This window comes from Mesorhizobium sp. YR577, assembly GCF_900116595.1.
In the GTDB taxonomy this organism is placed as follows: domain Bacteria; phylum Pseudomonadota; class Alphaproteobacteria; order Rhizobiales; family Rhizobiaceae; genus Mesorhizobium_M.
Genome location: NZ_FPBI01000007.1, coordinates 12,344 through 38,749, shown reverse-complemented (window position 1 = coordinate 38,749; position 26,406 = coordinate 12,344). Strand labels below are relative to the sequence as shown.

Annotated in this window: 23 protein-coding genes and 1 tRNA gene; 16 read left to right on the top strand and 8 right to left on the bottom strand. The window is 62.1% G+C overall.

What is annotated here, in order from left to right:
• Positions 1-53 precede the first annotated feature (53 nt).
• Together BM413_RS11540 and ilvA are read right to left on the bottom strand one after the other, a co-directional pair.
• Complete coding sequence (locus BM413_RS11540; protein ID WP_091913459.1) at positions 54-605, bottom strand: DUF1697 domain-containing protein; 552 nt, start codon at positions 603-605, stop codon at positions 54-56.
• Complete coding sequence (gene ilvA, locus BM413_RS11535; protein ID WP_091913458.1) at positions 602-1,858, bottom strand: threonine ammonia-lyase IlvA; 1,257 nt, start codon at positions 1,856-1,858, stop codon at positions 602-604. The genes BM413_RS11540 and ilvA overlap by 4 nt, the downstream gene beginning before the upstream one ends.
• A gap of 155 nt (positions 1,859-2,013) precedes the next feature.
• On the opposite strand from ilvA, the gene BM413_RS11530 reads away from it, so the two are divergent.
• The 3 genes from BM413_RS11530 (at position 2,014) to BM413_RS11520 (ending at position 5,100) form a co-directional block, all read left to right on the top strand.
• A complete protein-coding gene (locus BM413_RS11530) occupies positions 2,014-3,471 on the top strand; it encodes a TrkH family potassium uptake protein (RefSeq protein WP_091913456.1) in 1,458 nt (485 codons plus the stop codon).
• Between the two features lie 121 nt (positions 3,472-3,592).
• The gene (locus BM413_RS11525) at positions 3,593-4,768 is read left to right on the top strand and encodes an alpha/beta hydrolase (protein WP_091913455.1); all 1,176 of its coding nucleotides are present in this window, start codon (positions 3,593-3,595) and stop codon (positions 4,766-4,768) included.
• Positions 4,765-5,100: a hypothetical protein gene (locus BM413_RS11520; RefSeq protein ID WP_091913453.1), complete on the top strand. Its 336-nt coding sequence runs from the start codon at positions 4,765-4,767 to the stop codon at positions 5,098-5,100. Before BM413_RS11525 ends, BM413_RS11520 begins: the two co-directional genes overlap by 4 nt.
• 33 nt (positions 5,101-5,133) lie before the next feature.
• Here BM413_RS11520 and ade read toward each other — a convergent pair whose 3' ends face one another.
• The gene (ade, locus tag BM413_RS11515; RefSeq protein WP_091913451.1) at positions 5,134-6,945 is read right to left on the bottom strand and encodes an adenine deaminase; all 1,812 of its coding nucleotides are present in this window, start codon (positions 6,943-6,945) and stop codon (positions 5,134-5,136) included.
• Between the two features lie 257 nt (positions 6,946-7,202).
• Here ade and BM413_RS11510 point away from each other — a divergent pair, with 257 nt between their 5' ends.
• The 6 genes from BM413_RS11510 to BM413_RS11485 all read left to right on the top strand — a co-directional run bounded on the left by BM413_RS11510 (position 7,203) and on the right by BM413_RS11485 (position 11,626).
• A complete protein-coding gene (locus tag BM413_RS11510) occupies positions 7,203-8,174 on the top strand; it encodes a tripartite tricarboxylate transporter substrate binding protein BugD (RefSeq protein WP_091913449.1) in 972 nt (323 codons plus the stop codon).
• 91 nt (positions 8,175-8,265) lie between these two features.
• A complete protein-coding gene (locus tag BM413_RS11505; protein WP_091913447.1) occupies positions 8,266-8,727 on the top strand; it encodes a tripartite tricarboxylate transporter TctB family protein in 462 nt (153 codons plus the stop codon).
• Between the two features lie 9 nt (positions 8,728-8,736).
• Positions 8,737-10,248, top strand: a complete 1,512-nt coding sequence (locus BM413_RS11500) for a tripartite tricarboxylate transporter permease (RefSeq protein WP_091913445.1) — start codon at positions 8,737-8,739, stop codon at positions 10,246-10,248.
• A gap of 110 nt (positions 10,249-10,358) precedes the next feature.
• Entirely contained in the window at positions 10,359-11,210 is an 852-nt protein-coding gene (locus BM413_RS11495) for an alpha/beta fold hydrolase (protein ID WP_091913444.1), read from the top strand.
• Between the two features lie 63 nt (positions 11,211-11,273).
• Positions 11,274-11,359: transfer RNA gene (locus BM413_RS11490), tRNA-Leu, on the top strand.
• Positions 11,360-11,437: 78 nt separating this feature from the next.
• Positions 11,438-11,626 carry a hypothetical protein gene (locus tag BM413_RS11485; protein WP_091913442.1) on the top strand — a complete coding sequence of 63 codons (189 nt, stop codon included), beginning with the start codon at positions 11,438-11,440 and terminating at the stop codon, positions 11,624-11,626.
• A 41-nt stretch (positions 11,627-11,667) separates the two neighbouring features.
• Here BM413_RS11485 and BM413_RS11480 read toward each other — a convergent pair whose 3' ends face one another.
• Positions 11,668-12,240 (bottom strand): NUDIX domain-containing protein, encoded by a 573-nt coding sequence (locus BM413_RS11480; RefSeq protein ID WP_091913720.1) that lies wholly within the window; start codon positions 12,238-12,240, stop codon positions 11,668-11,670.
• 196 nt (positions 12,241-12,436) lie between these two features.
• Here BM413_RS11480 and BM413_RS11475 point away from each other — a divergent pair, with 196 nt between their 5' ends.
• The gene (locus BM413_RS11475) at positions 12,437-13,540 is read left to right on the top strand and encodes an NADH:flavin oxidoreductase/NADH oxidase (RefSeq protein ID WP_091913440.1); all 1,104 of its coding nucleotides are present in this window, start codon (positions 12,437-12,439) and stop codon (positions 13,538-13,540) included.
• A 3-nt stretch (positions 13,541-13,543) separates the two neighbouring features.
• Here the strand turns inward: BM413_RS11475 and BM413_RS11470 are convergent, their stop codons facing one another.
• Positions 13,544-14,509: an alpha/beta fold hydrolase gene (locus BM413_RS11470; RefSeq protein ID WP_091913439.1), complete on the bottom strand. Its 966-nt coding sequence runs from the start codon at positions 14,507-14,509 to the stop codon at positions 13,544-13,546.
• Positions 14,510-14,655: 146 nt separating this feature from the next.
• Positions 14,656-15,255: an NAD(P)H:quinone oxidoreductase type IV gene (wrbA, locus tag BM413_RS11465; protein WP_091913437.1), complete on the bottom strand. Its 600-nt coding sequence runs from the start codon at positions 15,253-15,255 to the stop codon at positions 14,656-14,658.
• A 187-nt stretch (positions 15,256-15,442) separates the two neighbouring features.
• Between wrbA and BM413_RS11460 the strand changes: the two genes are divergently transcribed.
• Complete coding sequence (locus tag BM413_RS11460; RefSeq protein WP_091913436.1) at positions 15,443-16,201, top strand: competence/damage-inducible protein A; 759 nt, start codon at positions 15,443-15,445, stop codon at positions 16,199-16,201.
• A gap of 141 nt (positions 16,202-16,342) precedes the next feature.
• Positions 16,343-17,182 (top strand): universal stress protein, encoded by an 840-nt coding sequence (locus BM413_RS11455; RefSeq protein WP_091913719.1) that lies wholly within the window; start codon positions 16,343-16,345, stop codon positions 17,180-17,182.
• Between the two features lie 24 nt (positions 17,183-17,206).
• On the opposite strand, the gene BM413_RS11450 is transcribed toward BM413_RS11455, so the two are convergent.
• Positions 17,207-17,827 carry a glutathione S-transferase family protein gene (locus BM413_RS11450; protein ID WP_091913434.1) on the bottom strand — a complete coding sequence of 207 codons (621 nt, stop codon included), beginning with the start codon at positions 17,825-17,827 and terminating at the stop codon, positions 17,207-17,209.
• A gap of 208 nt (positions 17,828-18,035) precedes the next feature.
• Between BM413_RS11450 and gpt the strand changes: the two genes are divergently transcribed.
• From gpt to BM413_RS11430, 4 genes are all read left to right on the top strand, one after another.
• On the top strand, positions 18,036-18,533 hold the full coding sequence (gpt, locus tag BM413_RS11445) for a xanthine phosphoribosyltransferase (protein WP_091913432.1): 498 nt from the start codon (positions 18,036-18,038) through the stop codon (positions 18,531-18,533).
• Between the two features lie 222 nt (positions 18,534-18,755).
• Positions 18,756-19,247 (top strand): NUDIX hydrolase, encoded by a 492-nt coding sequence (locus tag BM413_RS11440; protein ID WP_091913430.1) that lies wholly within the window; start codon positions 18,756-18,758, stop codon positions 19,245-19,247.
• Between the two features lie 105 nt (positions 19,248-19,352).
• Positions 19,353-20,894 (top strand): inorganic phosphate transporter, encoded by a 1,542-nt coding sequence (locus BM413_RS11435; protein ID WP_091913429.1) that lies wholly within the window; start codon positions 19,353-19,355, stop codon positions 20,892-20,894.
• A 695-nt stretch (positions 20,895-21,589) separates the two neighbouring features.
• Entirely contained in the window at positions 21,590-25,396 is a 3,807-nt protein-coding gene (locus tag BM413_RS11430) for a vitamin B12-dependent ribonucleotide reductase (protein ID WP_091913427.1), read from the top strand.
• Between the two features lie 142 nt (positions 25,397-25,538).
• Here BM413_RS11430 and BM413_RS11425 read toward each other — a convergent pair whose 3' ends face one another.
• The gene (locus tag BM413_RS11425) at positions 25,539-26,396 is read right to left on the bottom strand and encodes an MBL fold metallo-hydrolase (protein WP_091913425.1); all 858 of its coding nucleotides are present in this window, start codon (positions 26,394-26,396) and stop codon (positions 25,539-25,541) included.
• Between the last annotated feature and the right edge of the window lie 10 nt (positions 26,397-26,406).

Below are 26,406 nucleotides of genomic sequence, written 5' to 3'. Positions count from 1 at the left end.
CGGATCAACCGCTAAAATTTTATCGATCAGACGACATCAGGCGCCAGAAACCGCTACTTTTTGCCGGCAGCGTCGGCAGCCAGCTTGTGCAGCGCTAGGACACTGTTCCAGTTGCGCGCAGTCGAGACGGCTTTCAGCACGCGGTCGACGATGGGCGGCAGTTTCGATCTGCCGAAACCGTCCGGCGCGTGAAAGTAAAGCACCTTGCCGACAACGGCGATGCGCTCATGCGCAGCACCTCTCGCAGCCAGCGCCTCGACGTCCTCCTTCACCGGGGCCTTGTCGAGAACAAAGGCGTGGAGCGAAGTCGGCACGTCCACGGCTTCGGGAAACGGGTTGTCGCGGATAAGCTTAGACCATGCGGCAAGGCTCACCAGCATGATGTCTTTTTCGAAACCGAAGTCGCGCTTCACGATCGCAGCGATCTCGGCTGAGACATCAGCCTCCTTGCGCTCGGACGAGACGACGGCGTTGCCGCTGTTGATATAGGTCGCGACATTGCCGAAACCGGCCTTGGTCAGCGCCTCGCGCAGCGGCTTCGTCGGCAGCTGCGTCGCACCGCCGACGCCACGAAAGAGCACGATATAGACAGTCTCGGCGCTCATATCACCAGCCCGGCGATCGTCTCGTTCTCGGTGATGTCCTGATAGGCCCAGCCGGCCTCGTGGAAGCGCTTCGACAGCACGTCGAAGTTGCGCCGGTCCTTGGTTTCGATGCCGATCAGCACCGAGCCGAAATTCCGCGCCGACTTCTTGAGGTATTCGAAGCGCGTGATGTCGTCGTCCGGCCCGAGCAGGTCGAGAAAGTCGCGCAATGCACCGGGCCGCTGCGGAAAGCGGAACACGAAATATTTCTTCAGCCCCTCGAAGCGAAGCGCCCTCTCCTTCACGTCAGGCAGGCGCTCGAAATCGAAATTGCCGCCCGACACCACCAGCACGATGGTCTTGCCGCGTATTTCCTTGCGCGGAAAATCCTTGAGCGCATCGATCGCCAGCGCACCCGCCGGCTCCAGCACCACGCCTTCGATGTTCAGCATCTCGATCATCGTCGCGCAAAGCCGGTTTTCTGGGATGAGCCGCACCGCGCTTTCGGGAAAATCCTTCAGGTGCCGGAACGGCTCACGCCCGATTTCGGCCACCGAGGCCCCGTCAACGAAATTGTCGACGGCCTCGAGCTTCACCCGCTTGCCGCTCAGGAGGCTGTTCTTTAGGCTCGGCGCACCCACCGGCTCGCAAAAGACGAAACGCGGATCCTGCCCCACTTCCCGCAGGTATTGAGTGACGCCGGCAGCCAACCCGCCACCGCCGACCGGCAGCACCACCATGTCGGCCTTGCGTCCCGCCGGCATCTGCCCAGCGATTTCGTAGGCGACCGTCGCCTGCCCCTCGATGATGTCCTTATGGTCGAAGGGCGGCACCATATGCGCACCGGCAGCCTCGGTGAACTCGATCGCCGCGCGGTAGCAGGCATCGAAAAAGTCGCCGACCAGCTTGATCTCGACGAATTCGCCGCCAAACAGCCGCGTCTTGTCGATCTTCTGCTGCGGCGTCGTCACCGGCATGAAGACCACACCCTTTTTGCCGAAATGGCGGCAGACGAAGGCAAAGCCCTGCGCATGGTTGCCGGCCGAAGCACAGACGAACAATTCGGCATCGTTGCCTGCCGCAAGCGCCTTGCGGAAGAAATTGAATGCCCCGCGGATTTTGTAGGAGCGCACCGGCGACAGGTCTTCGCGCTTCAGAAAAATATGCGCGCCGGTCTTGCGCGACAGGTAGTCGTTCTCCTGCAGCGGTGTCTCGGGAAACAGTTCGCGCACCGCCGCGGCGGCGGCCGCAACCTTGTCGGCAAAGCTCGTCATATCAAAATTCCCCGCCGCGCGCCGGGCGGCGTTTCCTGTTGGCACGGTTTGCGAGCCTATTGCATATTCGGGCGGATGAAGCCACTGTCCGGCCCTGCCGCCGCCTTTCGCGTCTTGAGACGGCGCGGTCGCGATAGCTGGGGTCCCGTCAATCCGTGAATAGAGTTGCCATTCGCGCCGCGATCCACGTTGCAGCGGTCTTTGCCATCTATCTGTCAGCCGCCATGCTTATCCCTGCCGCGGTCGATCTCTATTACGGCAACAAGGACTGGCGGGTTTTTGCCTTCTCGGCCCTTTTCATGGGCGGACTGGCCATGGCCGTCGCGCTGGCAACGCATGGCAATGCCCCGCCCGTAACGAGCCGGTTCGGCTTCCTCCTGGTCAATCTCCTGTGGCTGACCATGGCTCTTGCGGGCACCGTCCCGTTTCTCGCCTCATCGCTCGACATGAGCATCACCGACGCGGTTTTCGAATCGGTTTCGGGCATCACCACCACCGGCTCCACCGTCATCAATGGGCTCGACCATGCCCCGCCCGGCCTGTTGATGTGGCGCTCGCTGCTGAGCTTCATGGGCGGCCTGGGCGTTATCGCGCTCGGCCTTTTTCTCCTGCCTTTTCTGAATATTGGCGGCATTTCCTACTTCAAGATCGAATCCTCGGATATCGAGGACCGGCCCTTTGAGCGGTTCCAGACGTTCACGCTGAGCCTCATCGGCATCTACACCGCGCTGGTGATTGCCTGCGCCATATCCTACGCGGCAGCCGGCATGGACGGGTTTCACGCCGTCAACCATGCCATGTCGACTGTGGCGACAGGCGGCTTTTCCACCCACGACACGTCCTTCCTGCGTTATGCCGACAATCCGGCCATCCTTTGGATCGGCACCATCTTCATGTTCATCGGTGGGCTGCCGTTTTCGATCATGATCCTGTTTGCGATCCGCGGCCGTTTCGAAGCACTGCGCGATCCGCAGATCAGGGTCTATGCCGGCTACTGCGTCGTCTTTGCCGTGGCGGTCGCGATCTATCTGCGCGTCACCACGGGTGAGTCGTTCTTCCAGGCCCTGACCCAGTCCACCTTCAACTTCATGTCGCTGATCACGACGGCAGGCTTTGCCAGTCAGGACTATACGCTGTGGGGACCGTTCGCCGTCACCTGCGTCTTCGTCGCCACCTTCCTCGGCGGCTGCTCGGGCTCGACCACCGGCGGCATCAAGGCCTATCGTTTCCTCATCCTGTTCGAGCTGATGGCCAACGGCCTGCGGCGGCTGATCTATCCCAACACGGTCATTCCCGTGCGCTACGGCGATCGCTCGGTGCCGGACGACATGCAGCGTGCGGTCGTCCTGTTCATCTCCTCATTCCTGGTGCTCTGGGCCATCACCACGGTTTTGCTCGGCGCCACCGGCCTCGACTTCATCACCGCCCTCACCGGCTCGCTGACATCGCTCACCAATGTCGGTCCGGGGCTTGGCCCGATCATCGGCCCGGTCGGCAATTTTTCCTCGCTGCCGGATGCCGCGAAATGGATATGCTCGGCCGCCATGCTGCTTGGGCGTCTGGAAATCCTGGCTGTGCTGGTGATCTTCACGCCGACCTTCTGGGGCCGCTGACCGTTTCCCGATAACAACACCGTGTCCGATTTCGGCGCCGGCTGCCGTCGCGGCAGGCTGGACCGCGCCAGCGCGAGCGGCTATCAGGAACCTGGCCGGAGAGGAAAACTGGCCGGAGCGCATGATGTTTCGTACCATGTCGGCCAGGTTTGCTGTTATCGCACTTGCATTGCTTGTCGCCGGCTGCGCAGGCCAGAACACGCGCGAACTGATCGCCAGCAACATCGTCCAGGCGCCCGCCAGTTCGATTGCCGGCAGGCACGAAATCTTCGTCGCCACCACGCGTGCCAAGGCTACCGATCCCAAGGAAGCCTACTCCGGCGATCGTTCCGCCACCGTCAGCTTCGCCCGCGTCGACATGACCGTTCCGGCCGTCCACAAGACCGGCGAGATCGAGCGCCGCAAACGCGGGCAGCGCGCCGACCCGGCAAAATACTTCACCGCCGACAGCATCAGCACCTTCGACAGCACCGCCGCCTTCTCAAAGTCGCTGCGGGCAGACATCGCGCAACGCGGTGGCCGCGCCCTCGTTTTCGTTCACGGCTACAACACAGCCTTCGACAGTGCAGTCTATCGCCTGACCCAGATCGCCCACGACGCCAGCTACTCCGGAACGCCGGTGCTGTTTTCCTGGGCGTCGGGCGCCAAGGTGTCCGACTACGTCTACGACAACAACAGCGCCACCGCCGCCCGCGACGCGCTGGAAGAAACACTGCGGCTCGTTGCCAAGTCCGGCGCCACGCGCATCGACATCATCGCCCACTCGATGGGCAACTGGGTGACGATGGAAGCCCTGCGCCAGCTCGCCATCACCGGAGACGGCGATCTCAACGGAAAACTCGGCGATGTCGTGCTGGCCTCGCCCGATATCGACGTCGATGTCTTCAAGAGCCAGATGCACCGTTACGGCAAGCCGAAGAAGCCGTTCTACCTGTTCCTCTCCGGCGACGATCGCGCGCTCGAGATTTCGAGCCTGATCGCCGGCAACAAGCCGCGCCTCGGCGGCTACAAGGATGCGGCCGACATCGCCAGCCTCGGCGTCGTCGTCATCGATCTCAGCAAGGTCAGTTCCGGCGACCGCCTCAACCATACCAAATTCGCCGACAATCCCGTGCTGGTGAAGCTGCTCGGCGAGCGTCTGGCCACGGACAGCAAACTCGGCACCGGCGAAGCCGACACCAGCAGCCGCGTCGGCAACCTGGCCGGCGGCATAACGCAGACCATCGCTTCGGCAGCCGAGATCGTCATCACCACGCCGTTCGAAGTGCTGAACGTCGTGGTCGGCGGCGGGCAGTGACCGCATCGCCGAAGCAACCGGCGATCGCCCGCATCTGGCGCGGCCGAACCACCTCTGAACGCGCCAACGAATACGAAGCCTACAACTATGAAGTCGGCATCAAGCCGCTGATCGAACATGCCATGGCCGTGCAGACCTTCCGCGAGGACCGCGAAGGCGAGACCGAGTTCATCACCATTTCCTATTGGGAAAGCATCGAGGCGATGACGGTGTTTGCGGGCAGCGATCCCACCGCCATCCATCATCTCGACCGCGACGCGGAATTCCTCATCGAACTTCCGAAATCCGTGCAGATCGTGGAACTGCGGACGAGCCACGGCAAGCTCGGCTGACCTGCCGGCCGCCGAAGCACGTCCGGCAACAATTCAGATAAACAGATCGACCTTCTCGAACTTCGTCACGTCGATGATGCCGGCATCGGAAATCCGCAGTTCCGGTATCACCACCAGCGCCAGCAACGAATGCTGCATATAGGCGTTGTTGAGGCTGCAGCCCATCTTGCGCATCGCCTCGGTCAGCTTCTCGGCCTTTTCCGCAACGACTTCGGCGCGCTCGTCCGACATCAGGCCGGCGATCGGCATCTCGACCAGCGCCAGTTCCTTGCCCTTTGAAAACAGCACCACGCCGCCGCCGACCTCGCCCAGCCGATTTGCGGCCTTGGCCATGTCTTCCTTGTTGGTGCCGACCACGATCATGTGGTGGCTGTCATGCGCGACCGTCGAGGCCATCGCGCAATCCTGCATGTAGCCGAAGCCCGACACAAAACCGTTGACGACCCCGCCGGTTCCGCGATGGCGCTCGACCAGTGCGATCTGGCAGACGTCGTTGCGGCGGTCCATGGCGACAAGCCCGTCTTCGACCGCAAGATCGGCCTCCAGAGCCCGCGTCGGCGCCTGGTTCTCGATCACGCCGATGACGCGAACGCGCACCTCGTTTGCGCCCTCGGGTGCCGCGATGTCGAAATCCTTGGCCTTCAGCTTCTTGCCGAGCTTTACCGTATTCTTGGCGCTCTTCGGATAGTCGTAGGCCGGAATGTCAATTTCCAGCTTGCCGGCTTTCGCCAGCCGCACGCCACGTCCGTAAACCTCGTCGATCGTCATCTCGACCAGGTCCGACACGATCAGGAAATCGGCCAGCCGGCCGGGCGTGATCGAACCGAGTTCGCGCTCGAGCCGGAAATGCTGGGCGGTGTTGATCGTCGCCATCTGGATGGCGGTAATTGGCTTCAGCCCCTGCGCAATGGCATGGCGCACGACGCGGTCCATATGCCCGTCATGCACCAGCGTTCCGGAATGGCTGTCGTCGGTGCAAAGGATGAAGTTTCGCGGATCAAGCCCTTGTTCCGTCACCGCTTTTATCTGCGTTGCGACATCGTACCAGGCCGAACCAAGCCGCAGCATCGCCTTCATCCCCTGCCGGACGCGCGCAATGGCGTCCTCGGCGCGGGTGCCTTCATGGTCGTCTTCGGGACCGCCGGCGACATAGCCATGGAACGGCAGGCCGAGATCGGGCGACGCATAGTGCCCGCCGACGGTCTTGCCGGCCTTCACGGTTTCGGCGATGCCGCCGACCATCACCGGGTCGTTGGCCGCGACGCCGGGAAAATTCATCACCTCCCCGAGCCCGATGATGTTGGGCCATGTCATCGCCTCGGCCACGTCCTGCGGCCCGAGCGAAGCACCGGCATTTTCGAGCCCGGGTGCTGACGGCACGCAGGACGGCATCTGCACATGGACGTTGATCGGCATCGCAACCGCCTCGTCATGCATGAGCCTGACGCCGTTCAGCCCAAGCACATTGGCAATCTCATGCGGATCGATGAACATCGAGGTCGTGCCATGCGGAATGACGGCGCGCGCGAATTCGGTCACCGTCACCATGCCGCTCTCGACATGCATATGCGCATCGCACAGGCCCGGCACGAGATAGCGCCCGCCGGCATCCACCACCTTGGTTCCCGTTCCGATGGCGTGCGAGGCATTCGGGCCGCAATAGGCGAAGCGCCCGCCCACGATCGCCAGATCGGTCCCCGGTATCACTTCGCCGGAATGGACATTGACCCAGCGCCCGTTGCGCACCACGAGATCGGCCGGCTTGCGCCCCATGGCGACGTCTACCAGCGCGGTAGCCATTTCCGTCCACGGCCTGGGTGCACTGAACGCCTGCTTCTTGACCATATGCGACTCCTGTTTCACCCGTTTCTGCCAAGCCTTCGGAACTTTGACCAGTTGCGATTTTCGGGCGTTGCTTCACTGTAGCGTATAATCCCATCGTCGTATTGCGCTTGACAGTCAAAGTCATGTCCATTTCGATGACCGTTCGTCTCGCCGGCATTGCCCCCGGTTGGCGGACGCACAGGGAGGAGAAGCGGCCTGAATGTTCACGCCGCGGAGGAGCGGGTTGAAACCCCGCCCGCAATGGGAGGAATTCATTGATGAAAAAGCTGCTCGCAGCACTCGCCACGACTGCCGTGTTGACGCTGTCTTCAGCGGCATGGGCGGACTATCCTGAACGCACCATTACGGTCGTCGTGCCATTTGCCGCGGGCGGCCCGACCGATACGGTCACGCGCTTGGTCGCAGAAGCGATGTCGAAGGACCTCGGTCAGCAGGTCATCGTCGAAAATGTCGGCGGCGCCGGCGGCACGCTTGGCGCCGGGCGCGTCGCTTCGTCCGAGCCGGATGGCTACACCTTGCTCCTGCACCACATCGGCATGGCCACCAGCGCCACGCTCTACCGCAAGCTCGCCTATGACACGCTGAACGACTTCGAATATGTCGGCCTCGTAACCGACGTGCCGATGACGATCGTCGCCCGCAAGGATCTCGAGCCTACGGACCTCAAGGGCCTGGTCGAATATGCCAAGGCCAACAAGGATACGGTGACCGTCGCCAATGCCGGCATTGGCGCTGCCTCGCACCTTTGCGGCATGCTGTTCATGAGCGCGATCGACACGTCGCTCGTAACCGTGCCCTACAAGGGCACCGGCCCGGCCATGACCGACCTGCTCGGCGGTCAGGTCGACATCATGTGCGACCAGACCACCAACACCACCAAGCAGATCCAGGGCGGCACCATCAAGGCCTATGCGGTGACGTCCGCCAAGCGCCTCGACGTCCTGCCTGACGTGCCGACAGCAGAAGAAGGCGGCCTGCCCGGCTTCCAGGTCGGCATCTGGCACGGCATCTACGCGCCCAAGGGCACGCCGGCCGAAATCACCGAGCGCCTGTCCAAGTCGCTTCAGGTGGCGCTGAAAGACCCCAACGTGATCGCCCGTTTCGCCGAACTCGGCACCGTGCCCTCGTCCGAGGCCGACGCCACGCCAGCCGCACTCAAGGCCAAGCTCGAAAGCGAAATCGCGCGCTGGAAGCCGGTCATCGAAGCGGCCGGCCAATACGCCGACTGATTTCTGATTTCATGGATGGGGCGCCAGGCGCTCCGTCCATCCCTCATCCATCGGCATTTCGCCCGTCGCACGGGCGCGGGGACAAAGCCTGATGAAATCTTTTTCAATCGATTCGACCAATGGCCTCTGCGGCGCGATATTTGTCGGGCTTGGCCTGTTCTTCGCGGTGCAGTCGTTCGGTCTCGAACTCGGCACCACCTTCCGCATGGGACCGGGCTATTTTCCGCTGGTTCTGGCCTGCGTGCTGATCCTGCTCGGAGCGATCATCCTGGTGCAGGCCACGCGTGTCGCTGGCGAACCCATCGGGCCGATCGCATGGCGCGGCATGCTGCTGATCCTGCCCGCGCCGATCTTCTTCGGGCTGACCGTGCGCGGTCTTGGCTTCGTGCCATCGATCTTTCTCACCTCGCTGATCGCGGCCTTCGCCAGCACGCGCATGAAGCCCCTGCCCGCCCTCCTGCTGGCCGCGGGCGTGACCCTGTTTTCCGTCGCCGTCTTCAGCTACGCGCTCGGGCTGCCGTTCCAGCGCTTCGGCCCCTGGCTGCCGTTTTAGGAGCGCGTGATGGACCTTCTCAACAATCTCGCCCTCGGCTTTGCCACGGCATCGACGCTCTGGAACCTCGGCTTCTGCCTTATCGGCGTTCTCCTCGGTACGCTGATCGGCGTGCTGCCCGGCATTGGCGCCACGGCGACAATCGCCATGCTGCTGCCTATAACCTTCCAGATCGGCGATCCGGTCTCGTCGCTGATCATGCTGGCCGGCATCTACTACGGCGCGCAATATGGCGGCTCGACCACGGCAATCCTCATTAACATGCCAGGCGAGTCCTCCTCGGCCGTCACCGCGATCGACGGCTACCAGATGGCCAAGAATGGCCGCGCGGGCGCTGCTCTCGCCATCGCCGCGATCGGCTCCTTCTTCGCCGGCACAGTCTCGACTTTCCTCGTCGCCATCTTTGCTCCGCCGCTGACGGCAATCGCGCTCAAATTCGGCGCCGCCGAATATTTTTCGCTCATGGTCGTCGGCCTCGTCTCGTCGATCGCGCTCGCCCACGGCTCGATCATCAAAGCACTGGCCATGGTCGTGCTTGGCCTGTTGCTCGGCCTCGTCGGCACCGATATCTATTCCGGCACGCCGCGCTTCACCCTTGGCATTCGCGAATATGCCGACGGGCTGAATTTTGTCGCGGTGGCGGTCGGCGTCTTCGGCGTCGCTGAAATCCTGCGCAACCTCGAAAACGAGCATGAGCGCTCGGTGCTCATCAAAAAGGTCACCGGCCTGTTTCCGACCCGCGAGGATTTCAAGGAAATGGCTGCACCCATCGTGCGCGGCACCATCATCGGCTCGCTTCTCGGCATCCTCCCGGGCGGCGGCGCGGTTCTGGCGGCCTTTGCCTCCTACACCGTCGAAAAGCGGGTTTCGAAACACCCGGAACAATTCGGCAAGGGCGCCATTGCCGGCGTCGCCGGCCCGGAATCGGCCAACAATGCCGGCGCGCAGACCTCCTTCATCCCGATGCTGACCCTGGGCATTCCAGCAAACCCGGTCATGGCGCTGATGATCGGCGCGATGATTATCCAGGGCATTGTCCCCGGCCCCAATGTCGCGACCGAACAGCCAGCGCTGTTCTGGGGCATCATCGCCTCGATGTGGATCGGCAACCTGATGCTGATCGTGCTCAACCTGCCGCTGATCGGCCTGTGGGTGAAGCTGCTGACGATCCCCTATTACGTGTTGTTCCCGATCATCATGGCGTTCTGCTCGATCGGCGTCTATAGCGTCAATTCCAACGTCTTCGACCTCTACTCCGTCGCCTTTTTCGGCTTCATCGGCTATGTCCTGACCAAGCTGCGCTGCGAGCCGGCACCCTTGCTGCTCGGCTTCGTGCTTGGTCCGCTGCTGGAGGAAAACCTGCGCCGCGCCATGATCCTGTCGCGCGGCGATCCGACGACCTTCGTGACAAGACCGATCAGCGCGATACTGCTGCTGATCGCGCTCGCCGTGTTGGCCGTCGTGTTCCTGCCCAGCGTCAGGAAGAAGCGCGATGAAGTGTTCGTCGAGGAGGACGCCTGATTCCATAGGTGAATCATCCCAATTCTCGATCCTTTCGAGCAAAGTGCGCCATTGACTTTTTTCGCGCAAAGGCAGTGATTTAGAGCCACTCGCAGCAAGTGGAGATGAATATGCGCGCCCTGTGGATTGCACTGGTTTTTGCGGTTTTATCGTTCGCAGGCACCGGCGCATCCCTAGCCGAGGAGCGCTGGCAGACACTGCCCCAGCCCGCGCCCATGCCGCCCGCCAACGAAAGCGGCTACGCCAAGGTCAACGGCATCGAGATGTATTATGCCATCTATGGCCAGGGCGAGCCGGTGCTGCTCATCCATGGTGGGCTTGGCCATGCCGACATATGGTCGAGCCAGGTCGCGGAACTGTCCAAGACCCACAAGGTGATCGTCGCCGACAGCCGAGGCCATGGCCGCTCGACCCGCAACGACAAGCCCTTCGGCTACGACCTGATGGCATCCGACTATCTGGCCCTCCTCGACCAGCTGAAAATCCAGAAGACCGCGCTCGTCGGCTGGAGTGACGGCGGCATCATCGGCCTCGACATTGCCATGAACCATCCCGAGCGCTTGACGAAACTCTATGCCCAGGCCGCCAACGTCACCACCGACGGCGTCGACCCCGGCGTGCTGACCAACAAGACCTTCGCCGCCTATATCGAGCGCTCAGGCGAGGACTACAAACGCCTGTCACGGACGCCCGACCAGTATGACGCCTTTGTCGGCCAGATCAGCCACATGTGGGAAAGCCAGCCGTCCTGGACCAAGGAGCAGCTCGAAAAGATCACCGTGCCGACGGCAATCGTCGCCGGCGACCATGACGAGGCAATCAAGCGCGAACACACCGAATACATGGCGTCGGTCATTCCCGGCGCGAAGCTGATCATCCTGCCCAATGTCAGCCATTTCGCCATGCTGCAGGACCCAGCAGGCTATACGAAATCGGTGCTCGATTTCATCGATGCGAAGTAGGGTGTGTTGAGAGTCAGGTCAGGGCTTGCAATCTCGTCCGGCTCCGTTACCAGTGACCGCAACGCGGACGTGGCGAAACTGGTATACGCAACAGACTTAAAATCTGTCGACCTCTGGTCTTGCGGGTTCAAGTCCCGCCGTCCGCACCACCATCTCCACAGGAAACGGGTGGCTGACGAATCTGGCGCTGCCTACTCTGGTTTCATCAACGAAATCGGAGTTTTCCCATGTTCATCCTGGCCCAATTGCATGAAATCGCCGCCAAGCGTGGCGAAGGGCTACGTCCGGAACTGACCCAGGGTCTGCAACCATGCAGGCGCGATCAGATCGCTCTCGACATGAACACTTCGCTATGGCTCACACTGTCCGAAACCAGACGAAACGATGCGCAGCGCGTGAAACCGAAGGACTCGTAGAGCGAGACCGCATTCCGTCGCTCCATGCTCCAGCCGATCGCTTAGCCAACCGTCAGCTTCATATGCTGAAGCAGGATGATCGTCTTGGCATCGATAATGCGCCCGTCCGTTATACCGGCAACCGCATCATCAAGCGTCATTTCCAGAACCTCGATGTCCTCGCCCTCGTCGGCAGCACCGCCACCTTCGGAGATACGATCGGCCGGCGTATAATCGGCCACGAAGAACGATAGCCGCTCGGTCAAGCTGCCGGGGCTCATATAGGGCGTGAACAGGTGTTTTACGCCGCGCAGGCGGTAGCCGAGTTCCTCCTCCGCCTCCTTGCGGATGCAGGTTTCCGGATCGTCGGCGTCGAGAAGGCCTGCACAGGCTTCGATCAGCGGCTCCTTGTGGCCCGTGACATAGGCCGGAAACCGGAACTGCCGCACCAGAAGCACGGTTCCGCGCTCCGGGTCGAAAGGCAGGATTACAGCACCGTCGCCACGATCATAGGTCTGACGAATCTGCGTCTCCCAGCCGCCATCACGCCGCTGGTAGTCGAACACCGTCTTCTTCAGCAGCGCCCAATCATCCGACAGAATCTCCTCGGACCGGATGCGTATGCGTTCTTCCATGATGATCGGCTCCTGAATTCCCGGCATCGGCACTAGCGGCAAATTCGCACCTTCGCAACGCGCCTTTGTTGGTACAGCAGCCCTTGCCATCGCCGGCCCGAACATTCAGCTTGTCCAGCGAACCGCTCACCCTCTCGTGTATGGCGCGGGCCAGGCCCTTCTCCTACATGACGACGATACCCACGCCGGAGTTTTCATGACCAAGCATCTTTTCTCCCCCATCACGCTCGGCAATCTCGAATTTCCCAACCGCATCGCGGTGGCGCCGATGTGCCAGTATTCCGCCGACGACGGCTCGGCCACCGACTGGCATCTCCAGCATTGGATGAACCTGGCGATGTCCGGCGCCGGCATGGTCACCGTCGAGATGACCGATGTCGAGCGGCGCGGCCGCATCACCCATGGCTGTCTCGGTCTCTATTCCGATCACAATGAAGCGGCTGCCCGGCGCACCCTGGATGCAGCCCGGCGCGTCGCCGCGCCCGGCACAAAGTTCGGCGTCCAGCTAGCCCATGCCGGACGCAAGGCGTCGAACCGCCGGCCATGGGAAGGCGGCAACGCGCTCGGCCCCGACGAAGACCCCTGGCAGATCGTCTCGGCCTCTGCGATCGCCTTCGACGAAGGCTGGCAGGTGCCCGAGGCGCTTGACGAGGCAGGCATCGAACGGATCGTCTCAGCTTTCGCCGACGCGGCAAAGCGCGCCGCGCGCGCCGGCTTCGACTTCATCGAACTCCATTCCGCGCATGGCTATCTGCTGCACCAGTTCCTGTCGCCGCTGTCCAACAAGCGCACCGACAAATGGGGCGGCTCGCTAGAAAACCGCATGCGTTTCCCCGTCGAGGTCGTAAAAGCGGTGGTCGCGGCCGCGCCCGGCCTGATGGTCGGCGCGCGCATGTCGGTAACCGATTGGGTCGAAGGCGGCTTCGACGTACCCGATGCTATCGAGGTCGCCAAGGCCTACAAGGCTGCGGGTGCTGCCTATATCTGCTGCTCCAGCGGCGGCAATTCGCCGTTGCAGAAAATCCAGACCGGTCCCGGCTATCAGGTCCATCTGGCGACCGCCATCCGCGAGGGTGCCGGCATCCCGACCCGCGCCGTCGGCCTGATCGACATGCCCAGGCAGGCCGATGCGATCATCACCGAAGGCAAGGCCGATATGGTGGCGGTGGCGCGTGCGCTGATCGCCGATCCGCGCTGGCCGTGGCGCGCCGCTGCCACGCTTGGGCATGAATTCCACCCCGCCCCGCAGCTTGCGCGCGGCGAGCCCTTCATGCGCCACTGGACGCAGGCGGCCGAATAACGCTCAGCTCGCGAACACCCTGCCCGCCATCTTGCGAATGAACGCCACGGCTTCGGCCGTGGCGGTGAATTGCGGCATGTGGCCGATACCGTCGAGAAGGTCAATTTCGAGACCGGGGATTTTGTCTTGCATCGGCAGCCCCTGGATTTTGTGATCCAGAACCCGGTCGCCTGTCCCGAAAAGCAGGCCGGCGGGCAGCTCTATCTCGCCATAGCGGGCTTGCAGCCGTCCGAGATCCTGTTCGATCGCAACGAAGTCGGTCGAGGTCGCGTAGATATGGCTTGGCCGCAGGCCAAGCATGCCGCCGCCCTTGACGATATAATCGCCAGGAACAGCTTGCGGCCCGAAGATGAAGGCAAGCGTCTGCTGCGCATATTTCATCGCCATCGGGACGCCGACCGTGTTGGCGATCAGCCAGCGCTTGAGCGGCGATCTGATGAGCAGGCCCTGGAATTCGGGCGGAGCCTCCGACAGATGCGTCAGCGGCGACATCAGGGCGATGCCGGAGATCGCCTCCGGATGATCGAGCGCCAGCGCCAGCGTGATCGCGCCACCCAGCGAATGACCGACGATCAGCGGCTTTTCCAGCCCGAGCTTCTCGATGAAATGCCTGACTACCAGCGCCTGTTCGGGCAGGCGACCGCTCGCGCCTGCCGCCCGTGACGAGTAGCCGGAACCCGGCCTGTCGAGCGCGATCAGCCGAAAACCGCCGAGCCTGTCGAAAAGCGGATGGCGGAACTGGAGAAGTTGCGCGCCGAGGCCGTGGACAAAGACGATCGGCTGCCCCTCACCCTCATCGACATAATGGATGCGGTTGCCATCGACATCGATGAACTTGCCGACGGGCGGCACCTTCCTCTCGGCTTCCGCCGCGATCCGGCGCGTGACCAGGATGAAATAGCCGGCCACGAAAGCCGCGACCAGGAACAATGCAGCGAGAAGCCACAACAGGATGGTGGAAAGCGTCATCAAAACCCCGTGCCGAGAGTGTCGGGCTCAAGTCTATCCGTCTTTCAAGCCACAACAAGGCATCGCCGTTCCAATGAAGCCCGCCAACGAAAAACGGGCAGCTCCGTGAAGAGCTGCCCGCAAATCATTTCAACTGTTGAGAAAAATCAGCCGTGGAGCTTGATGGTGATCTCCGCCACCCGCTTGCCCTGAAACTTCGCGCCTTCGAGCTCCTGTGCCGAAGGCTGGCGCGAGCCGTCGCCGTCAGACGTCGTCGTCATGCCATAGGGCGCGCCGCCGCGCACCACGTCGTTGCCCATCTGGCCCTGATAGGCATAGGACAGCGGCACGATGATCATGCCGTGGTGCTGCATCTGCCACTGGGTCGAGATCAGCGCCAATTCCTGGCCACCATGCTGGGTCGCGGTCGAAACCATGACCGAGCCGATCTTGTTGATCAGCGCGCCCTTGGCCCAGAGCGGACCGGTCTGGTCGAGGAAATTCTTCATCTGCGAGGCCATCATGCCGTAGCGGGTCGAGGTCGCGATGATGATGGCGTCGTAATTTTCCAGTTCGAGGGGCTCGGCGATCGGCGCTTCCTGGTCGAGCTTGTAATAGGCCGCCTTTGCCACTGCTTCCGGCACCAGTTCGGGAACGCGCTTGATCGTCACTTCGGCGCCGGCCTCGCGGGCGCCTTCCGCGGCGGACTTCGCCATTTGCTCGGTGTGACCCCAGCTCGAATAATAAAGCACCAATACCTTCGCCATTTGCATGTCTCCTTGCAGGTGAAATCGCTATGAAGCGACGCTTGGGTCGCTGTGCAGAAAACATTTAGGGCCAGCATCGTTCAGTGGAAACGCCTAAGTTGCCGACAGATCGTTCACAATCTGAGCACCATTGCCCGAAGTGCCTTGCCGGGCTATCTCACCAAAGTCATTTCTTCCGGAGTCTCCCATGACCGATATCGTCACTGCCGCCATGATCGTCATCGGCGACGAAATCCTTTCGGGCCGGACCAAGGACAAGAATATCGGCCACCTCGCCGACATCATGACGGCGATTGGCATCGACCTGAAGGAAGTGCGCATCGTCCCCGACGAGGAAGACGAGATCGTTGCAGCCGTGAACGCGCTCAGGGCAAAATACACCTACGTCTTCACCACCGGCGGCATCGGCCCGACGCATGACGACATCACCGCCGATTCCATCTCGAAAGCCTTCGGTGTCCCTTGCGAATATGATCCCAAGGCCTATGCGATGATGGAGGCCAATTACGCCAGCCGCAGCATGGAATTCACCGAAGCGCGAAAGCGCATGGCGCGCATGCCGCGCGGCGCTGACCATATAGCCAATCCGGTTTCGCTGGCGCCGGGCTTCCGCATCGGCAATGTCCATGTCATGGCCGGCGTGCCATCCATTTTCCAGGCCATGCTCGACAATGTCGTGCCGACGCTGAAGACCGGCACGAAGCTCATTTCGGTCACCATCGAGTGTCCCTTCGGCGAAGGCACGATCGGCGGCCCGCTGGGAGAAATCCAGAAGCGCCATCCCGACACGATCATCGGCTCCTACCCGAAATATCTCGACGGCACCTTCCGCACCGATCTCGTCGTCCGCGCCCGCTCGCAGGAAGCGCTGGAGGCTGCACGGGCGGAAGTCGCTGCGATGGTTGCCGGCCTCGCCGAAGCTGCAAAAGCCGCCAAGCCTGCCTGACTGCCGAAGCGCAGGTCGCAGGCCCCCGATCACCTGAATGTCAACGCACCTGCGCGCCAATATCGCTTGCCGTGCGGAACCGCCAAGGCCGTGATAGAGTTTCCTCCTGGGATGTTCATACGTCGCATCAAGGAGGCTTCCATGCCGTTCAAGACGATCGTTGCCATTATCCAGAGCAAGGACGACGCCGAGCGCGTCCTTGACTGCGCGATCCCCTTCGCCGCCCGCTTCGAGAGCCATATGATCGGCGTACATGCCGAAGCGTTGCCGGTCGCCTACACGTCGGCGGTCGGCTTTCCCGACACCGAGTTCCTGCAGGCGACCGCCGAGGTCAACAAGGAACGAGCCGACCAGCTCGAGGGGCTGTTTCGAAGCCGTATTACCGAATCCGGCCAGTCCTCGGAGTGGCGCAGCCTTGAAAGCTTTTCCGGCGACAGCGCCCATTGCGGCATTTCCAGCGCGCGCTGCGCCGATATCGTCATTGCCGCCCAACGCGACCCGCACGCGGATTCGACGGCCACCGCCGACGTAGACGCGCTGCTCTACGAGTCCGGGCGCCCGGTGCTGGTCGTTCCGCATGACGGCCCGGCCCAGAGCAATTATGGCCGCATCATCATCGCCTGGAACGGCAGCCGCGAGGCAGCACGCGCCGCCTTCGACGCCCTGCCGCTGATCCTGGAAGCCAAGCACACGGAAGTCTTCGTTATCGACCCGCCCGATGACACTGATGAAGACGCCGACGCGTCCGGCGCCGAGATCGCCGCAGCACTTGCCCGTCATGGAGCAAACGTCACCGTCGCCTCTGAAGAGTCAAAACACCGCTCCGTCGATCAGATCCTTCAGGAACGCGTCGCCGCGACAGGCGCCGACCTTCTCGTCCTCGGTGCCTACAGCCACTCCTGGCTGCGGCAGTTGCTGTTCGGCGGCGTCACCCGAACCGTTCTGCAGTCGATGCCGGTGGCGACGTTCATGTCGCGATAAGGCATCGCTGTCGCAGCGCAGGAGTCAGGTCAGCGGTATCATCACCGCCGTCTGATACGCTGGCCGTGTGGCGAGCCGGTCATACCAGGCCTTCAGGTGGGGCAAAGCTGGCCTTTCGATCGGCATGCCAAACCAGGAATAAGCAAAGCATCCCAGCGGTATGTCGCCCATGCCGAATTGAGCGCCTGAAAGAAATGGCTGCCCGGCAAGGGCCTTGTCGGCAATCGACAGCAGCCGCGTGCAATTCTCCAAACCTTTCCTGAACGCCGCGTCGTCGCGCTGGTCAACGGGCAGGCGCACGACATTCCAGAACACATCGCGGAAAGGAGCAGCGATGGACGACGTCGCCCAATCCATCCACTTGTCGGCATCGGCGCGAACGGTTGGGTCCGCCGGAAAAAGCGTGCCATTACCGTACTTTGCAGCCAGATAGCGAACGATCGCATTCGATTCCCAGAGCACGAAGTCTCCATCCTTTATGCAGGGAACGAGCCCGTTGGGGTTCATCGCGCGATATTCGGGATCGTTGACGACGCCAAAAGCGCCACCGGCATTGGCGTGCTCGTACGACAAACCGAGTTCCCCGGCGCACCACAGAACTTTTTTGACATTGGTCGAGTTTCTGCGACCCCAGATTTTCAGCATGTGAATGCTCCGTTCCTGCACAGGCTTTCGCGCCCGCTCGCAATGATCATAACTTTGCCCCGCATTCAATCGCGCGCCCCGCCGGATGCGAAAAATCAATATGGGCCAGCAATGGCGAGAGGCTTGCCAAATACCGGTCTTTCCGGCTAATTGCGCCCGCATTCCCTGAGCTTTCGCGCGTTGCGACGCGCCACCGGAGTGCCGCGCAATGTCTCTTCCCGAAAAAGCCTTTCCCGTTGCCTGGGACCAGTTCCATCGTGATGCCCGTGCGCTGGCCTGGCGGCTTGCCGGCGTCAACGGACAATGGAAGGCAATCGTCTGCATCACGCGCGGCGGGCTGGTTCCGGCCGCCATCATCTCGCGCGAACTCGGCATCCGCATGATCGAGACGGTCTGCGTCGCCTCCTACCACGACTACACCTCGCAAGGTCAGTTGCAGGTCCTGAAGGAAATCACCCCTTCCCTGCTCGAAAATGACGGCGAGGGCGTGCTCATCGTCGACGACCTCACCGACACCGGCAAGACGGCGGCGATCGTGCGGGCGATGATGCCGAAAGCCCATTTCGCCACTGTGTACGCCAAGCCCAAGGGCCGGCCGCTGGTCGACACCTTCGTCACCGAGGTGTCGCAGGACACCTGGATCTACTTCCCCTGGGACATGGGCTTCACCTATCAGAAGCCGATTTCCGACGATCACGCCGGCTGATTGCGCTCCTGCGCTAACGCATGGCGCCCGCAAGGTGGCAATCGAGCGGGTGTCTACCTATATTAAGTTGCAACTTTCGACTGATCTCCAAGTAGGTCCTGCATCACTGCTTCACCTGATTTCGGTCGGGGATTAGTCGAATTTTTACTATTATTACGCATAATTAACTCTAATATTCGTGAGACGGCAAACGAATCGGAGAACCGGGAAAGACCAACGTCGATGCTTATGAACCACGTCACACGCAACCATATGGTTGAGCGGATCAGGCGCCTCTTCGGAGCGATGCCGTGCCGTGTGCAGGTTGCCGCATTGCCGTGGCGCGAGCGCGCCGGTCGTACCGAGATCATGCTGATCACCAGCCGTGACACCGGCCGCTGGGTTCTGCCCAAGGGCTGGCCGGAAGGCACTGAACAACTCTACGAGTCCGCTGCGCGCGAAGCAGCCGAGGAAGCCGGCCTGTCAGGCTCCATGTCCCATCTCGAACTCGGCCGTTACTACTACGCCAAGCGCCTGTCGTCGGGCATGGAACGGCGCTGCGAAGTGCTCGTATTTCCGATGCATGTCGACGGTGTCGCCTCCAAATGGCCCGAGAAAGACGAGCGCAAGCGCGAGTGGTTTCCCGTTTCCAAGGCAGCAAGGCTGGTGCGGGAGCAGGATCTTGGCGAGCTCATCAGGCACTTCGGCGAGAGCCGACACAAAACCGCTGCCTGATTTCGCTAACTTCCAGGCGATGAACCCCGCAGCAGGCCCCCACTCCGCCAGATATACGCCGACGGCACGGTCTTCCGGCTTGCCGTGGCCGTGGCCTTGCCAGTCATGAGCGACGGCGCGCGCTCCAAACATACACTCGATAAGGATCTGGGCCGGCTTGCCGACATTGAGGAAGCGACCGGCTTCGTCGCACGCGGATTTCTAGCACCCGGCCTGGCGCTGCTATTCCTCCTGCTGGCGGCTTCCGCGGCAGCGATCTACGTCTTCGGTCAACCGCAGGCCATCGTCGTGGTGATCGCGGCGGCAATGGCGGCCTATCTGGCCATGAACATCGGCGCCAACGACGTCGCCAACAATGTCGGCCCTGCCGTCGGCGCCAAGGCCATGACCATGGTCAGCGCGCTGATCATCGCAGCCATCTTCGAAACGGCAGGCGCCCTGATTGCCGGCGACGCCGTCGTCGCCACGATCTCGTCCAACATCATCCAGCCCGAGGTCGTTTCCGATCCCGCGGTGCTGATCCGGCTGATGCTTGCCGGCCTGATCTCGTCGGCGCTGTGGATCAACTTCGCCACCTGGATCGGCGCACCAGTGTCGACCACCCACTCCATCGTCGGCGGCGTGGTCGGAGCAGGTGCGGCAGCCGCCGGCCTCGGTGCCGTCGATTGGCTGTCGATGACCACCATAGCGACGAGCTGGGTCGTGACCCCTATCCTTGGCGCGGCCGTCGCGATCGTCTTCCAGGCCTTCATCAAGACCGCGATCATCTATCAGGACGACAAGATCGCCGCCGCGAGGCGCTGGGTTCCGCTGCTGATCGCCTTGATGGCCGGCTCTTTCGCCACCTATCTCGTGACGAAGCTCTTTCCCGGTGCAGGTGCAGGGGTAACGGCTTTGGTCGGCATCGCCTGCTTTCTGCTTGCCTGGGCGCTTTCTCATCGGTCCGTGCTGGCGCAATCGCAAGGCCTGGAGAACCGCAACCGCTCGCTAAGAAAACTTTTCCGGCTGCCCCTGATCGGCTCCGCAGCACTTCTGTCCTTCGCTCATGGCGCCAACGACGTCGCCAACGCGGTCGGGCCGCTGGCGGCGATCGTCGATGCAGCCAGAAAGAGCGCGGTGGCAGACGTCGTCAACATTCCCTTCTGGGTTATGCTCATCGGCGCGCTCGGCATTTCCTGCGGCCTGCTGCTCTACGGGCCCAAGCTGGTGCGGGTCGTCGGCGGCGAGATCACCAAGCTCAACCCGATGCGCGCCTTCTCGGTGGCGCTTGCCGTGGCGATCATCGTCATCGTCGCCTCGTGGTTCGGCCTGCCGGTATCCTCGACGCATATTGCCGTGGGCGCCGTCTTCGGCGTCGGCTTCTTCCGCGAATGGTACATCGAGAATTCAAAGCATCGCCGTGCCTATCTCGAGCGCCGCAGGCAATTGAAGAAGACCGGCAAGGCGGGATCGAAAAACGAATCGGCCGAGGATGACGAGGACGACGACGACAACCCGCGCAAGGGACCGTCGAACGAAGAGATCACCCGCCGCCGCCTGGTGCGCCGCGCCCATGTCAGAACCATCGTCATGGCTTGGGCAACCACCGTGCCGGCTTCGGCCCTGCTGGCAGCGACGATATTCGCCCTGCTCGGCGCCGTTTCCTGAAGACGCGACACACACGCGCCGTCAGCGATTCGGCCACCTGGGCGCGTAATTGGGTGCAGCCGCCAGGCCGCAACCAATAGCAAGATGTTTTTTCGCGCGGTTTGGGCAAAACCGCGGAGCCGCGCTTTTCCGGCGTTTATTCTCCCCACTATCCACATAAGTGACACACAAGATGTTGGGGTCATAAAACTTACAGAAACGAATCCTTGACGATGAAATCCGAGTCGTCTTTTATGGGCCACGTGTCCTTGTTTAGGGTGCGGCCGGCGGGTTCTTTGAACCGGTCTTTTTTCCCGGATTAGCATGCGTTCTGGCGGATTTTGCCCCGTTTCGACGGTGGGCTTTCGCACGCGTTCTGCCGGGAATTTTGTCGCGTAGCATGCCTGTGTGACACTGGAATAAATAACTGTTTAACACTATATTTAGTGTTTGCGATCAGGCTCCAACACTAGCTAGTGTGCAACTCTCTCGATGAGAGGAATCACAGCCAAGTGTTGGATTGAGGCCTTCCGGTCTCGCCGAAAGTGGGTTGCCGGCCAGGGGATTTGGCATAACGGCGACCCAGGCGGGAACGAAGGCCGGGGACCCCGGCTTTCCCAGTGAAAGCCGGAATTGAACGGGCATGCGCCTTCATGCGGAAACTGCGAGGGTTTCCTGTGGATAGGTGCTATATATAGGGACTGAGGAACGGACAAATGCGCATCGAGCGGCGTTTCACCAAGGACGGACAATCGGCTTACGCGGAGATCGAATTCCGCAAGGCGCTGAGCGAGATCAAGAACCCTGATGGTTCGGTGGTCTTCCGCCTGGACAACATCGACGTACCGGCGCAGTTCTCGCAGGTCGCCGCCGACATCCTTGCCCAGAAGTATTTCCGCAAGGCCGGCGTGCCCGCCCGGCTGAAGAAGGTCGAGGAAAACGACGTTCCTTCCTTCCTGTGGCGCTCGGTGCCCGATGAGGCAGCCCTTGCCGCCCTGCCCGCAGATGAACGCTACGGTTCCGAGATCGATGCCCGCCAGGTCTTCGACCGTCTCGCCGGCACCTGGACCTATTGGGGCTGGAAGGGCGGCTACTTCAAGTCCGAAGACGACGCCCGCGCCTTCAAGGACGAGCTCTCCTACATGCTCGCCACCCAGCGCGTCGCCCCGAACTCGCCGCAGTGGTTCAACACCGGCCTGCACTGGGCCTATGGCATCGACGGCCCCGGCCAGGGCCATTTCTATGTCGACCCTTTCACCGGCAAGCTGACCAAGTCCAAGTCGGCCTATGAACACCCGCAGCCGCATGCCTGCTTCATCCAGTCGGTTGCCGACGACCTCGTCAACGAAGGCGGCATCATGGACCTGTGGGTGCGCGAGGCGCGCCTGTTCAAATATGGCTCCGGCACCGGCTCCAACTTCTCCATGCTGCGCGGCGAAGGCGAAAAGCTTTCCGGCGGCGGCAAGTCGTCCGGCCTGATGAGCTTCCTCAAGATCGGCGACCGCGCTGCCGGCGCGATCAAGTCGGGCGGCACCACGCGCCGCGCCGCCAAGATGGTGGTGGTCGATGCTGATCACCCCGATATCGAGGCCTATATCGACTGGAAGGTGAACGAGGAGCAGAAGGTCGCCTCGCTCGTCACCGGCTCCAAGATCGTCCGTAACCACCTCGCTGCCATCATGAAGGCCTGCATCAACTGCGAAGCCGACAATGGCGACTGCTTCGACCCGCTGAAGAACCCGGCGCTGAAGCGCGAGATCAAGGCGGCCAAGAAGAATTCCGTTCCGGAAAACTACGTCAAGCGCGTCATCCAGTTCGCCAAGCAGGGCTACAAGTCCATCGACTTCAAGACCTACGACACCGACTGGGATTCGGAAGCCTACCTCACCGTTTCGGGCCAGAACTCCAACAACTCCGTCTCGCTGAAGGACGACTTCCTGCGCGCCGTCGAGACCGATGGCGACTGGAACCTGACCGCCCGCAAGGACGGCCGCGTCATGAAGACGCTCAAGGCGCGCGACCTGTGGGAAAAGATCGGCCACGCCGCATGGGCCTCCGCCGATCCGGGCCTGCACTTCAACACGACGATGAACGACTGGCACACCTCGCCGGCGGCCGGCCCGATCCGCGGCTCCAACCCGTGCTCGGAATACATGTTCCTCGACGACACGGCCTGCAATCTCGCTTCCATCAACCTCCTGCCCTACCGCAACGCGGACGGCACGATCGACATCGCTGCCTATGAGCACACCGTGCGCCTGTGGACCATGGTGCTCGAGATCTCGGTGATGATGGCGCAGTTCCCGTCCAAGGAAATCGCCAGGCTCTCCTACGAATACCGCACCCTCGGCCTCGGCTACGCCAATATCGGCGGCCTGCTGATGACCTCCGGCATTCCTTATGACTCCGACGAAGGCCGCGCCATTGGTGCAGCACTCACCGCCATCATGACCGGCATCGCCTACGCCACCTCGGCCGAGATGGCTTCCGAACTCGGCGCCTTCGCCGACTACGACCGCAATGCCGCCAACATGCTGCGCGTCATGCGCAACCATCGCCGCGCCGCCTATGGCGACAAGGACGGCTATGAGAAGCTTGCCGTCAATCCCGTGCCGCTGGTCGCTTCCGACCTCAAGCAGCAGGAACTGGTGACGCATGCCCGCGCTGCCTGGGACCGCGCCATCGAGCTCGGCGAGGAGCATGGCTACCGCAACGCCCAGGCGACCGTGATTGCGCCGACCGGCACGATCGGCCTCGTCATGGATTGTGACACCACCGGCATCGAGCCCGACTTCGCCCTGGTGAAATTCAAGAAGCTCGCCGGCGGCGGCTATTTCAAGATTATCAACCGCGCCGTTCCCGAGGCGCTGCGCACGCTCGGCTACTCCGAAAGCCAGATCGCCGAGATCGAGGCTTACGCGGTCGGCCATGGCAATCTCAATCAGGCGCCCGGAATCAACCCCGGCTCGCTGCGCGCCAAGGGCTTCACCGACGACAAGATCGCCGCACTGAACGCCGCTCTCAAGCAGGCCTTCGACATCAAGTTCGTGTTCAACCAGTGGACGCTCGGCGCTGACTGGGTGAAGGAGACCTTCGGCTTTACCGACGAGCAGCTCAACGATTTCTCGTTCGAGATCCTGCCTGCGCTCGGCTTCTCCAAGAAGGAGATCGAGGCCGCCAACATCCACATCTGCGGTGCGATGACGCTGGAAGGCGCGCCCTTCCTGAAGGACGAGCACCTGCCGGTGTTCGACTGCGCCAACCCCTGCGGCAAGATCGGCAAGCGCTATCTCTCGGTCGAGAGCCACATCCGCATGATGGCTGCTGCCCAGCCCTTCATCTCGGGCGCAATCTCGAAGACCATCAACATGCCCAACGAGGCAACCGTCGAGGACTGCAAGGAAGCCTACATGCTGTCCTGGAAGCTGGCGCTGAAGGCCAACGCGCTCTATCGCGACGGCTCCAAGCTCTCCCAGCCGCTCAACGCCTCGCTGCTCGCAGACGATGAAGAGGACGAGGATGACGTGATCGAGGCCCTGCTCGCTGCCCCGGCAGCAGCACAGGCCGTGACGGTCACCGAAAAGATCGTCGAGCGCGTGGTGGAGCGCCTGTACCGCGACCGCGAAAAGCTGCCGAACCGCCGCAAGGGCTACACCCAGAAGGCAGTCGTCGGCGGCCACAAGGTCTATCTGCGCACCGGCGAGTTCGACGATGGCCGCCTCGGCGAGATCTTCATCGACATGCACAAGGAAGGCGCTGCCTTCCGCGCCATGATGAACAACTTCGCCATAGCCATCTCGCTCGGCCTGCAATATGGCGTGCCGCTGGACGAATATGTCGAGGCCTTCACCTTCACCAAGTTCGAGCCGGCCGGCATGGTCGTCGGCAACGACGCGATCAAGAATGCCACGTCGATCCTCGACTATGTGTTCCGCGAACTGGCCGTCTCCTATCTCGACCGCAGCGACCTCGCCCATGTCGACACGTCGGACTTTTCCAACACCTCGCTCGGGCGCGGCATTTCGGAAGGCCGTGCGCAGGCCGTCTCCAAGGGCCTGACCCGCGGCGCCCCGCTGAAGGTCGTCTCCGGCATCGGCTCGGCCGACCCCAAGGGCTTTGCCGGCGCGCCCGGCAGCCAGCCCGCCAAGGTCGCCCCGACCGCCTATTCCGGCTCGAACGTGCGGGCGCTCGCCACCAGCAGCGCAACAGTGACCGCGCTGAAGCCCGTCATGGCCGAACTGCGCGAGGAAGCAACCGCCTTCAAGCGCGACTATGAAGAGCGCGCCAAGGAACTGGCCGAGGAAGCCGCAGTCGAGGACTCCTCCCCCGCCTCCGCCCTCTTCACCGAAGCTGCCGCAAACGAAGTGGCAGACGCCAAGGCCAAAGCCGCCGACCGCCGCATGAAGTCGATGATGCAAGGCTACACCGGCAACTCCTGCTCGGAATGCCAGAACTTCACGATGGTGAGGAATGGCACGTGTGAAAAGTGCGATACTTGTGGGGCTACGAGCGGGTGTTCGTGAGAAGGAATAGCCCGCCGCGCGCCGCGGCGATGGCTGCTAGCAGCTTGTAGTTGACCAAGACAAATGAACAGGCCCCGCCTAACCGCGGGGCCTGTTCATTTCTGGATAACGCAGAAAAATCGCCGCCCGCATCCCGCTGGCCTCAACCGACGAAATCGACAAATTCCGGCTGGAACACGTTGCCGTCCCTATGCACCCGGATTGCGGCGTGCTCGCGCAAATGGGCAGGAACCAGCAACATATCCTCTGCGGCGCACTCGGACAGCAGTGCGCGGCGTGTCGTCCGCGCCAGACTGGCGTCCGAGCACAACGAGCTCGAAACCTCGGGAAGGCGAAGCTGGAAGGGGCTATGCAATGCGTCCGAACAGAGCATGGCCCTCTTGCCCTCTCGCTCGATCCAGAGCCCTACCATGCCCGGGGAATGCCCCGGCAGAGGCACCAGCGTCAGTCCCGGACAGATCTCATGATGCGGTTGGACCCATTCGACCAGAGTGTCGGGAAGCGGCGCCACACTATCCGCATAATATGAGGGCGGCTCGGCTTGAGCGCGCATATGGTCGCGCTCGATCAAGGGGATGAGATAGCGCGCATTCGGGAAGGCAGGCTGCCAGCTGCCGTCCATCCATCGCGTATTCCAGCCGACATGATCGACATGGATATGGGTGCAGACAACCAGATCGACTGTCTCCGGCGCAGCACCATGTTCGCCAAGGCTATCGAGAAAACCTGTATTCTTTCGCCGGTGCCATTCCGGGCGATGCCGCGGCTTTTCTTCGCCGATGCCGGTATCGACGACAATGGTCAGGCCATCCACTTTGACAATGAAGCTTTGAATCGCAAGCCGGACGACACCGCTCGAAAAATCCAGATGCGATGGTTCCAGCCAGCTCTGCTCTCCAGCAAGAGAAACGAGATCCAGTTCTGGAAACAGAAAGTCGACACGCGGCTCGAACTCCTGCTCGAGGACCGAGACAATTCGGCAATCGCCAATCTGGAGCATCTTTGCACGA